This window comes from Pedobacter cryoconitis, assembly GCF_014200595.1.
In the GTDB taxonomy this organism is placed as follows: domain Bacteria; phylum Bacteroidota; class Bacteroidia; order Sphingobacteriales; family Sphingobacteriaceae; genus Pedobacter; species Pedobacter cryoconitis_C.
In genome coordinates this window covers 359,006-368,681 of record NZ_JACHCG010000006.1, presented here as the reverse complement: position 1 = coordinate 368,681, position 9,676 = coordinate 359,006, and the positions used below count along the sequence as shown (strand labels likewise).

At 39.4% G+C, this 9,676-nt stretch carries 11 protein-coding genes; 7 read left to right on the top strand and 4 right to left on the bottom strand.

Annotation, left to right across the window (positions count from 1 at the left end; genetic code table 11):
* Positions 1-684: 684 nt before the first annotated feature.
* Positions 685-1,890: a PAS domain-containing protein gene (locus HDE70_RS26065; protein WP_183892283.1), complete on the bottom strand. Its 1,206-nt coding sequence runs from the start codon at positions 1,888-1,890 to the stop codon at positions 685-687.
* Between the two features lie 147 nt (positions 1,891-2,037).
* On the opposite strand from HDE70_RS26065, the gene HDE70_RS26060 reads away from it, so the two are divergent.
* Positions 2,038-2,670, top strand: coding sequence for an ABC transporter ATP-binding protein (locus tag HDE70_RS26060; RefSeq protein ID WP_183868824.1), 633 nt, complete (start codon positions 2,038-2,040; stop codon positions 2,668-2,670).
* Positions 2,664-3,758 carry a hypothetical protein gene (locus HDE70_RS26055; RefSeq protein WP_183892282.1) on the top strand — a complete coding sequence of 365 codons (1,095 nt, stop codon included), beginning with the start codon at positions 2,664-2,666 and terminating at the stop codon, positions 3,756-3,758. Before HDE70_RS26060 ends, HDE70_RS26055 begins: the two co-directional genes overlap by 7 nt.
* On the opposite strand, the gene HDE70_RS26050 is transcribed toward HDE70_RS26055, so the two are convergent.
* Positions 3,742-4,101: a CoA-binding protein gene (locus HDE70_RS26050; RefSeq protein WP_183892281.1), complete on the bottom strand. Its 360-nt coding sequence runs from the start codon at positions 4,099-4,101 to the stop codon at positions 3,742-3,744. The two genes, HDE70_RS26055 and HDE70_RS26050, sit on opposite strands and share 17 nt — an antisense overlap.
* A gap of 77 nt (positions 4,102-4,178) precedes the next feature.
* A complete protein-coding gene (locus tag HDE70_RS26045) occupies positions 4,179-5,720 on the bottom strand; it encodes an NAD(P)/FAD-dependent oxidoreductase (protein ID WP_183892280.1) in 1,542 nt (513 codons plus the stop codon).
* A gap of 206 nt (positions 5,721-5,926) precedes the next feature.
* On the opposite strand from HDE70_RS26045, the gene HDE70_RS26040 reads away from it, so the two are divergent.
* The 5 genes from HDE70_RS26040 to HDE70_RS26020 all read left to right on the top strand — a co-directional run bounded on the left by HDE70_RS26040 (position 5,927) and on the right by HDE70_RS26020 (position 8,788).
* The gene (locus tag HDE70_RS26040) at positions 5,927-6,508 is read left to right on the top strand and encodes a LemA family protein (protein ID WP_068406961.1); all 582 of its coding nucleotides are present in this window, start codon (positions 5,927-5,929) and stop codon (positions 6,506-6,508) included.
* Positions 6,509-6,589: 81 nt separating this feature from the next.
* Positions 6,590-7,033, top strand: coding sequence for a TPM domain-containing protein (locus tag HDE70_RS26035; RefSeq protein WP_111636433.1), 444 nt, complete (start codon positions 6,590-6,592; stop codon positions 7,031-7,033).
* Positions 7,034-7,043: 10 nt separating this feature from the next.
* Positions 7,044-7,814 (top strand): TPM domain-containing protein, encoded by a 771-nt coding sequence (locus HDE70_RS26030; RefSeq protein WP_183868816.1) that lies wholly within the window; start codon positions 7,044-7,046, stop codon positions 7,812-7,814.
* Between the two features lie 3 nt (positions 7,815-7,817).
* Positions 7,818-8,222: a hypothetical protein gene (locus HDE70_RS26025; RefSeq protein ID WP_183892279.1), complete on the top strand. Its 405-nt coding sequence runs from the start codon at positions 7,818-7,820 to the stop codon at positions 8,220-8,222.
* Between the two features lie 14 nt (positions 8,223-8,236).
* Positions 8,237-8,788: an NUDIX hydrolase gene (locus HDE70_RS26020; protein WP_183868812.1), complete on the top strand. Its 552-nt coding sequence runs from the start codon at positions 8,237-8,239 to the stop codon at positions 8,786-8,788.
* Between the two features lie 63 nt (positions 8,789-8,851).
* Here HDE70_RS26020 and HDE70_RS26015 read toward each other — a convergent pair whose 3' ends face one another.
* Positions 8,852-9,664, bottom strand: a complete 813-nt coding sequence (locus HDE70_RS26015; RefSeq protein ID WP_183892278.1) for a tyrosine-protein phosphatase — start codon at positions 9,662-9,664, stop codon at positions 8,852-8,854.
* Between the last annotated feature and the right edge of the window lie 12 nt (positions 9,665-9,676).

Below are 9,676 nucleotides of genomic sequence, written 5' to 3'. Positions count from 1 at the left end.
ATGCAAAAGTAGGAAAATTATCCCGTCTGCCAAACAATATCACACTAATAATTGTATACATTCCCTAACTGCATGATTTCCAACACGAAATACTTCAAACTAAATTCCCCCGCAGCCAGAACAGGCCGGGATTACGGTTTCAAAACCCTCAGAAACCTTTACAGCAGATAACTACTGGCGCTTTAAACAATAAAAAACACTGCAAGCCCTGCTCACAAACAGGGCAGTCCCACCTTTAAAACAACACTATTATACCATATAGCGTAGTTAAAAACCCAAAACATGGCCTTGACCTTAAGAACATATGTTGAAACCGTGTTGAATAGTGCCTTGGAATGACCTTGGAACGAGGTTGGAATGACCTTGCAATGACCTTGCAATGACCACAGTCATTCTAACCTCATTCCAAGGTCGTCCCAATGTCGTTCTAATACACTACAGTGGCACTTCTCTACTATAATTGTACTGGATTCGCTTGACTCGTACCGTTATTTTACTGCTTCTACTTTACTTCAGCTCAAAAGCAGTCTGATTACGAAGAATTTAGAGAAGAATAGAGATAAAAATGACTGATTTGCGTCGTGAAGATGATAAATCCGGGGGTACGTTTACTACATCAGAATAGTATCAAGCCCATATCTTACGGGCCAATTCATTAAAAAATAAATCTTAAGCTATATTATATTAAGCAACATCCTCAGAAAGCCGGGCAGCTTTCCCTTCCATGGTTTGCTTGTTGATCATAATAACTGCATCATCCAACTCTTTAGAAGATACAGCAAGAAAGTCGATTAATTCCAGCATATCCTGATTACCAGGGGAATCTTTAATCAAGCTGATCAGCGCAAGCATATTACTCAACGGTCTTCTTACCTGATGAGAATTTAACCACGCAATCTCTTTAAGCTGCTCATTCTGGTTTAGCAGCTGCTGCTCATATTTTTTCTGTTTATCAATATTCTGCATTGCCCCTATCATTCGGACAGGCTGTCCGCACTGATCAAAAATTGCATAACCACGATCCCTGATATACTTGAAAGAACCATCAGCACACCTGTACCGGTATTCTGCAAAAAAGTATTTCTGTTTATCTGTAAGGATTTTATTAAATGACTCCATGACCGAAAACCGGTCATCAGGATGGATCTTTTGCATTGCCCTGAAAATATCAGGACTCGAATCTTTTGGATACCCATAAGTTTCATTATACCCTTGCATCCATTTCAGCTGATCAGACACGAAATCATAATCCCAGATCACATCATTAGTTGCATGGCTGACCGTTTCATACAAATGAAGCAGATCATTAATCTTCTTCTCATCTTTAATTGACTTATCAATATCTACCACCATGACCAGATATGCGCACTCCTTTAATAAAGGAATACGATGAAAGGTTGTCTTCACATAAAAACATTCCCCATTTTTTTTCCGGTGCAACCAGATCTCAGATTCAGGATCAGTCTCTCCACAATGGTTCATAAAATCTCTTATTCGCTCATGCTCTTCTTCCGGACGGATATCCAGCGTGGTCATCTGTGAAAATTCCTGTAAGGTATAGCCGTACAATTTTGTCATTGCGGCATTCACAGAAAGAATTTTAAAACTTCCTTTGGCCATCACATAAATTGGGAGCGGACTGGTATTAAATAGTCTTTGATAGTTTAACTCGGTAGCCTCCTGATTTTTCTGATAGAATCTGATTGTAAAAAATATAATTAAGGCGCCAATCACCATAAATATTAAATCCAGAAGCACATGGAAATTTAAAAGCGTGTCATGCTTTACAACTATGGAAGTCCAATCAATCAGTCCATGCCCAATAAGAAGCGCTGTAACCCCAAGTGACAGGTAAAAAACTATTATTTTAAGCAAGGACAGGTTCTTCATTTGACTAGTATTTCTTCTCAACAAGTATCCTATTTATCTAAAATAGTAATCAATTATCAAAGTTTTATGCTTTTAGCAATTAATCCTATTAAAAGATATCAAAACACCCTGTAACATTGTGAGTTCTCTGCTATCTAAAAACAAACGATGACAACCTTAAGCTTAAAAAATCTGAACAAGCAATATGGCAACCATACTGTCTTTGAATTCGAACACTGGGAAGTAAAACAGGGCATCTATTTGATCAAAGGAAGTAACGGAGCCGGAAAAACCACTTTATTTAAAATCATTGCCGGACAGGCCCCGTTTAAAGGTGAAGTATCTATTGATAATATCACTTTAAACAATAATCCACTAGCTTACCGTTCTTTGATCAGTTATGCAGAAGCAGAACCACAATACCCAGCCTTCCTTACAGGAAATGATCTTTTAGATTATCATTTAAGTATACGAAAAGCAGATAGAAAAACTGTTGACGGACTAATTGAAGAGTTTAAAATGGGCGATTATATGAAAAACAAAATCGCAGGGTATTCAAGCGGAATGTTGAAAAAGCTATCACTAATTTGTGCATTTACTGGTCATGTGAAATTATACATTCTGGATGAGCTGATGATTACCATGGATCAGGCTGCTATTGAAGTTCTTTATACACTGATCAAAACTCATCTTCAGGAAGGTAAAATATTCCTGATTTCTTCCCATCAGGAACCAGATGCTTCCAAAATTTCCCTGAGCGGTGTCTTTGAAATTGAGCATCAGCAGTTGAAACTATGTTGAAATTATGGTTAAAGACCTTTGGAAGGGAATTTTTCGCACAACATGCCGGACTGTTTCTTTTCGTTTTTTATATAATTTTTGGCGCAGTACCACCAGATCATCTCAAAAATTACCTGATAGCATTGTGTATGACTATCAATTCATCGCCCATAGCCATGGGTATATTAATACTAATTAACCTGGTTTTTAGTATCAAATGCCTGTTCTTCGTACAAAAACAACTGAACGATCCAACTTATCATTTTGTAAAAATCAGCAGCGCAGCAATAAAGAGTAAACAATTACAGAACTGGCTTCTACTGTATCTTTTTATACACAGCCCGCTAATCGTTATTAATTTAATGCTCATGGTAAGCGGACTGTATGGACATTTTTATGTATCCGCAGCCATACTGGCCGGCTATATGATTATTATATCCGGCAGCCTGGCCTATTTCACTTTTCGTTCCGTGAATTATGCCTTCAAACCAGCAATCAGGCTACTTAATTTTCCGAAAATCTCACTAAAAAAACCTTATTGGACATGGCCGCTATATGCCATGTTAAAAGAGCAGACGCTTTCCCTGATCGTGTGTAAAATCTTATCTTTTATACTGTTCAAAGCAATTATCTGGATGTTTACCACTAATGGTAATGACGTCAGAATTTACTTGCTGGGTTTAATGGCTGCTGCAATTTCACATTGTATCCTGATTTCAACAGCGTTAAAATTTGAGAAAAGTTATATGAACTTTGTCAATAGCCTCCCAGTCAATAACTGGCATAAATTATTTTTCACATGGGTTACAATACTCATATTGATGGCACCGGAACTATTTTTTTATAGCAGCCTTAATGGATTTTCGATTTTAAACACCTTAAAGGGAATAGTACTTTGTTCTGGGATTCTGCTCTATCTGCGGATGTCGCTGTATTTTGTTAAAGAAGATATGGAAAAATATCTCAGACATATATTCATTCTGCTGATCTTATCAATAATGGCGATTATAGCTAACTTATATCTTCCTTTCAGCCTGTTATTAACTGCTTCCGGCGTAATTTATCACCACTACTTATATCAAAAGAATAACTTTAATACTGACCAGTAGATAATAAAACCAATGTACAAGCCTCAACGGCTTCTATTTTGTTCTCCTTTAATAACGCTTCCAGTTCATCATTTTCAGTTCCGGGATTAAAAATCACACGTTTTGGCTTTGTTTTAAGAATATAATCAAAATAATCAGCCTGTAAATGTGGCCCGATATATAAAGTAATCGTATCTACATCGGTATGAATTGCTAAAGGTTTCTCAATCGGAATACCAGCAACCTCACCGGCTTTAATACCTACATTAACAATTGAATGGCCTTTCTCTGTCAGCATTTTCGCCGCCAGGTAAGCATATCTTGCTGGATTAGGGCTTGCACCTATAATTAATGTGTTCTTCATCGTTATCTATTTTACGCTCCGGTATCGTTAAACCTCCTGCGATACTGTTGATAAAAACAGCACTTTTCTTAAATTGTTTAGCTAAACTTCAGGGCAGCATTTGCACAATTGATGCCATCTATCGCCGCAGAAACAATTCCTCCGGCATAACCAGCCCCCTCAGCACAAGGATATAACCCTGCAACTTCAGGATGTTGAAAGGTTTCCCGGTCTCTTGGTATCCGTACCGGTGACGAACTTCTGCTCTCAATTCCTACCAGAATAGCTTCATTCGTATAATATCCCTTCATCTTTTTACCAAAAAGCGGAAGGGCATTTTTCAAACTTATCGCAATAAAATCGGGCAGCATATCTTTCAGCATCACGCTTTTTGTACCCGGCAAGTAAGAATTTTTGGGTAAATCGACAGAAATACGATCCTCCACAAAGTCGATCATCCGCTGTGCGGGAGCCACCAGATTACCTCCCCCCATCGCAAAAGCCTTCTCTTCGATTTCAGCTTGAAAATTCATCATCCGCAGCGGATCTTCACCGGGAACATCTTCCAAAGTAACCTGAACGACTGTTCCTGAATTCGCAAAAGGATTATTACGCTTGGATGGTGACCAGCCGTTTACTACAATCTCATTCTCATATGTTGCACAGGGTGCGATAATCCCGCCAGGACACATACAAAACGAGAAAACTCCCCTGCTGCCCAATTGTTCAACCAGGCTATAATAAGCCGGTGGCAAAAACTCGCTTCTAACCGGGCAATGGTATTGCGCTTCATCAATAATGGCCTGAGGATGTTCAATCCTGACCCCCATTGCAAAAGGCTTGGCTTCTACCAGAATCCCTTTTTGATGTAATAAAGTATAAATATCACGCGCTGAGTGTCCGGTGGCTAAAATAACCGAGTCAGCAGTTAAAGTGTAAAGTTCATTAACAACTACTCCTTTGATCTTTCCCGATTCAATGATAAAATCTGTTACCTTTTGATCAAAATGAACTTCACCACCAGCTTTTAAGATAGTTTCTCTGATAGCCGTGATAATATGCGGAAGTTTATTGGTTCCGATATGAGGGCGTGCATCTACCAGAATATCATCTGTAGCCCCATGCTGAACAAAAATCTGAAGTACTTTATTGATATCACCACGTTTATTAGACCGGGTATATAACTTTCCGTCAGAGTAAGTTCCAGCGCCGCCTTCACCGTAGCAATAGTTTGATTCTGTATTAACGATACCTTCTTTATTGATCAGTGCAAGATCTCTTCTGCGCTGTTTCACGTCTTTTCCACGTTCGAGCACTACGGGTTTCATCCCGTTTTCTATACACTGTAAGGCTGCAAAAAGACCAGCCGGGCCAGCACCTACAATGATTACCTCTTTCTGAGCGCTTACATCCGGATAATTGACTGTGAATTCTTCTTCGGGGCGGGGCTCATCAATGAATACCTTAACCTGCATCCTGAAGATAACTTTACGGGAACGGGCATCTATAGATCTTTTAAGGATTTTGTATCCTTTGATATGCTCTCTATCTGTTGATAAAACAGCGGAAAGCCTATTTAAAATCTGTTCTTCCTGTCCTGCTTCTTCCGGGGCGATGGTGATTTCTATCTCTTTTTGCATACGTTACGTCAGGTATTTATCCTGAATGGCCGCAAAGATAAGAAAACTGAGATTAAAATCAGGATAACTGCCAAAACAGGCTATCAGACGTATGAACTCATATTTTTACATACAAGTTGTCAGGTTTTTCTCCTTAAATGTAACAAAGGTACGGAAATTGAGTTCTAATGTGTAAATTAACACGTAGAAACCAAAACATGATAAAAATGAAAAAAGCAATATTAGGAGTTATCGCTGCCTTGTTCATCACAACGACCTTAAGTAGCTGTGGTTACAATAGCATGGTTAAACTGGATGAGGATGTAAAAACTAAATGGAACCAGGTAGAAACACAATACCAGAGACGTTCTGATTTAATCCCTAATTTGGTAAGTACTGTAAAAGGTGCAGCTAAATTTGAGCAGGGTACTTTGACAGCTGTCATTGAAGCACGTGCACAAGCCAGCCAGATCAAAGTAAGCGCAGATGATTTAACCCCTGAAAAGCTAGAAAAATTCCAGGCTGCACAAGGTCAGATCGGCCAGGCCTTAGGTAAATTAATGGTATTGACTGAAAACTATCCGGAATTAAAAGCGACTCAGCAGTTCAGTGATCTTTCGGTACAATTGGAAGGTACTGAAAACAGAATTGCTGTTGCACGTAAAGATTTCAACGATGCTGTTCAATCTTATAATGTTAAAGTAAGATCGTTCCCTAACAATTTAACAGCTGGTATGTTTGGTTTCAAACAAAGAGCTGGTTTCAAGGCTGATGCCGGAGCACAAAATACGCCTAAAGTAGAATTTTAGTAATCGTTTATAATATTTAAGGGTAATGCGTGTTCTTTTAAGAAGATACGTATTACCCTTATCTGTTTAATTTTGATCATTATGCCATTTCTGACAGAACAAGAACAAGACCTGATTACCAATGCAATTGGAGAAGCTGAAAAGCTGACTTCAGGCGAAATTAGAATTGCTGTAGAAAAACATTGTAAAGGTGAAGCTTTTGAAAGAGCTACTGCCTATTTCTCTAAACTGGGTATGGATAAAACGTCACAACAAAATGGCGTATTAATCTACCTTGCTCATGGTGACCATAAATTTGCCATTATCGGCGACAGAGGGATTCATAAATTAGTACCGGAAGATTTCTGGGAAACTACACAAATCGCTATGCAGGCCCATTTTGCCGGTGGAAATATTGCAAACGGCCTGATTGCCGGTATCGGACTGATCGGTGAAAAGTTAGCAATACATTTTCCTTACCGCAGCGGAGATATTAATGAATTACCGAATGATATTATTTTTATGGATAAGCAGGAAGCAAATTAGATAAGCCCGGATGAAGAAAATATTAATCGCATTATTTCTTACCGTACTCTGTACAGGTGCATTTGCGCAGGATTATCCTGCCAAACCAAATACACTTGTCAATGACTATACGGGCACGCTGTCTGAATCTCAGAAACAACAGCTTGAAAGTAAACTTGTAGCATTTGACGACTCTACTTCTACACAAATTGCGATTGCAATTGTAAAAAGTGTGGGTGAATACGATATAAACGAATACGCATTGGGCCTGGGCAGAAGCTGGGGTGTTGGTGGCGCTAAAAACAGCAATGGTGTCATGATCGTTGTTGCTTTAGGTGACCGCAAAATTGCCATGCAGACTGGTTATGGTGTAGAGGGTGTACTACCTGATATTATTACCAAGCGGATTATTGAAAATGAAATTAAACCTGCATTTAAAGCTGGCGATTATTATGCCGGACTGGATGCGGGTACTACAGCTATTATCAAATATACCAAAGGCGAATATAAAAATGATAACCCGAGAGCAGCCAAAAAAGGCGGTGGCTCTGGTGGGATATTAGTTATTATTATCATCGTTGTTGTTATCATTATTATCATCAGAAAAGGTGGTGGCGGAGATGGTGGCCAGGTGATTGGCGGCCGTGGTGTTGGAGAAGCTTTATTCTGGGGCGCGTTATTAGGCAGCGGCAGAAGTTCTGGCGGTGGCTGGGGCGGCGGTGGCGGCAGTAGTGGCGGCGGCGGATTTGGTGGCTTCGGCGGTGGTAGTTTCGGTGGTGGCGGTAGTAGTGGAAGCTGGTAAACTATGTATAAAAGAGATTTAATAACTGCCGAGATTCAAAAACTCGGACAGGCAATAGCAAGAATCCTGGGATTAAAGCAGGAAGGCAGACTGGAAGAGGCCGACAATGGTTTGAATGAAATGCTGGAATCCGATTTCGGAATCCTGTTTTCAGATCTGGTCGCTTGTGATGCAACAGATTTCATGGCTTTTCTGACGGAGAAAAATTTTCCTTCAGAAAAGCTTGAATTTCTTTCACAGGTACTTTACCTCAAATTCAATCCTGCACTACTGACTGAAGAAAATAAGTCTGTTGCAGAAAAATTGCAGCTGACTTATCAGACCCTGGAAGTAAAACATCATGTGGTAAACATGAACAATCTGAGCCGTCAAAAAACAGTTACAGATTTTTTAAAACAGCACGTCTGATACAATACAAACGAATGGAGATTAAAAAATGGGAAAAACTTTCCTCCAGGTACCTGGTTCAGGAAAGATGGGCGACGTTGCGCGTAGATACTTGTAAATTACAGAACGGTGCAGTCAAAGATGATTATTACGTACTGGAATATCCTGATTGGGCCAATGCGGTTGCATTAACAAAAGATAACAAATTGATTTTGGTGCGTCAGTACCGCCATGCAGCAGATATCATTTCATTAGAGATACCCGGTGGTGTTATTGAGCCGGGAGAAGATCCGGAACATGGTGTTAAAAGAGAGTTACTGGAAGAAACCGGTTATTCTTTTGAAAGCTGTGAGTTAATTGCAACACTTTATCCTAATCCGGCGACAGCTGATAACAGGACATTTACTTATCTGTTAACTGGTGGTATTCAAACACAAGAACAGGAGCTGGATGAACATGAGATCTTAAATGTCGAAGAATATACAATCGAAGAAGTTAAACAACTTCTTGTTGACAATAAAATAGAGCAGTCCTTACATGCTTCAGCCTTATTTTATGGATTGATGAAATTAGAAGCGATTAAATAATTAAGATAATATCAAATAAAAAAACGGGCTGCCTTGAATAAAGGCAGCCCGTTTCGCATTGAGTTAGTTTGTATATTTCTTCTTTAAAAGTGCAATATCATCGGCTTTAAGGCCTAATTCTTCTGTCATAAACTGATCTACACTTCCATACTGCTGCATAATCGCTTTTACAGTAGCAATCAGATATTCAGGTTTAACTCCAGCCATATCACGGGCTACCTGCTCCTTAATACCGAATTGCGTCATCATTTTCACCATCTTCTCATTCTCTGCTTTACGATATTCGTTCGTAGCCAGATAATCTTGTAAAACAATTTCATCAGACACCCCTAAGGCATGTAAAAAGAGTGCCGCCCCTATTCCTGTACGATCTTTTCCTGCGGTACAATGAAATAGTAAAGCATCCGTATCAGGCATTTTCAACAACTCCTGAAAAAATGGCTTGTACTTATCTTTCAAGTGTGCAGTCTGACTATAAAATGAGATCATTAAGGAGTCTCCACTAGTAAGTTTCGGCAGTATAGCCATCATATTACCCAAACCTTCACTACCCGCAGCTAATTGTAAGTAGGAGGCGCCAGCAGGTAAACGGTCTTTCGCTTTCGCTACTTCTTCATCACTCCGAAAATCAACTACAGACTTGATATGCTTTTGTGCCAGCAATTTAAGATCTGCATCCGTTAGTTTACTGATTCCTGCGGAGCGGTAAACCTTACCCCATTTCACATGTGTTCCATCATTGGTTTGATAACCGCCAAGATCTCTGAAATTTACAGCCCCCTGAACAGGAACTAACCTGGTAGTATCATTAACCGTTGCACCTGAAACTTGCAGACTGGCCAATGCGGAGAAGAATAAAACGACTATTGCTTTCATATATTTATCAAA

Bases quoted from the DNA above. Each gene is read 5' to 3' on its own strand.
- HDE70_RS26020 (WP_183868812.1), top strand. From the start codon at position 8,237: ATGGAGATTAAAAAATGGGAAAAACTTTCCTCCAGGTACCTGGTTCAG.
- HDE70_RS26060 (WP_183868824.1), top strand. From the start codon at position 2,038: ATGACAACCTTAAGCTTAAAAAATCTGAACAAGCAATATGGCAACCAT.
- HDE70_RS26025 (WP_183892279.1), top strand. From the start codon at position 7,818: ATGTATAAAAGAGATTTAATAACTGCCGAGATTCAAAAACTCGGACAG.
- HDE70_RS26015 (WP_183892278.1), bottom strand. From the start codon at position 9,664: ATGAAAGCAATAGTCGTTTTATTCTTCTCCGCATTGGCCAGTCTGCAA.
- HDE70_RS26030 (WP_183868816.1), top strand. From the start codon at position 7,044: ATGAAGAAAATATTAATCGCATTATTTCTTACCGTACTCTGTACAGGT.
- HDE70_RS26065 (WP_183892283.1), bottom strand. From the start codon at position 1,890: ATGAAGAACCTGTCCTTGCTTAAAATAATAGTTTTTTACCTGTCACTT.
- HDE70_RS26050 (WP_183892281.1), bottom strand. From the start codon at position 4,101: ATGAAGAACACATTAATTATAGGTGCAAGCCCTAATCCAGCAAGATAT.
- HDE70_RS26040 (WP_068406961.1), top strand. From the start codon at position 5,927: ATGAAAAAAGCAATATTAGGAGTTATCGCTGCCTTGTTCATCACAACG.
- HDE70_RS26055 (WP_183892282.1), top strand. From the start codon at position 2,664: ATGTTGAAATTATGGTTAAAGACCTTTGGAAGGGAATTTTTCGCACAA.
- HDE70_RS26045 (WP_183892280.1), bottom strand. From the start codon at position 5,720: ATGCAAAAAGAGATAGAAATCACCATCGCCCCGGAAGAAGCAGGACAG.
- HDE70_RS26035 (WP_111636433.1), top strand. From the start codon at position 6,590: ATGCCATTTCTGACAGAACAAGAACAAGACCTGATTACCAATGCAATT.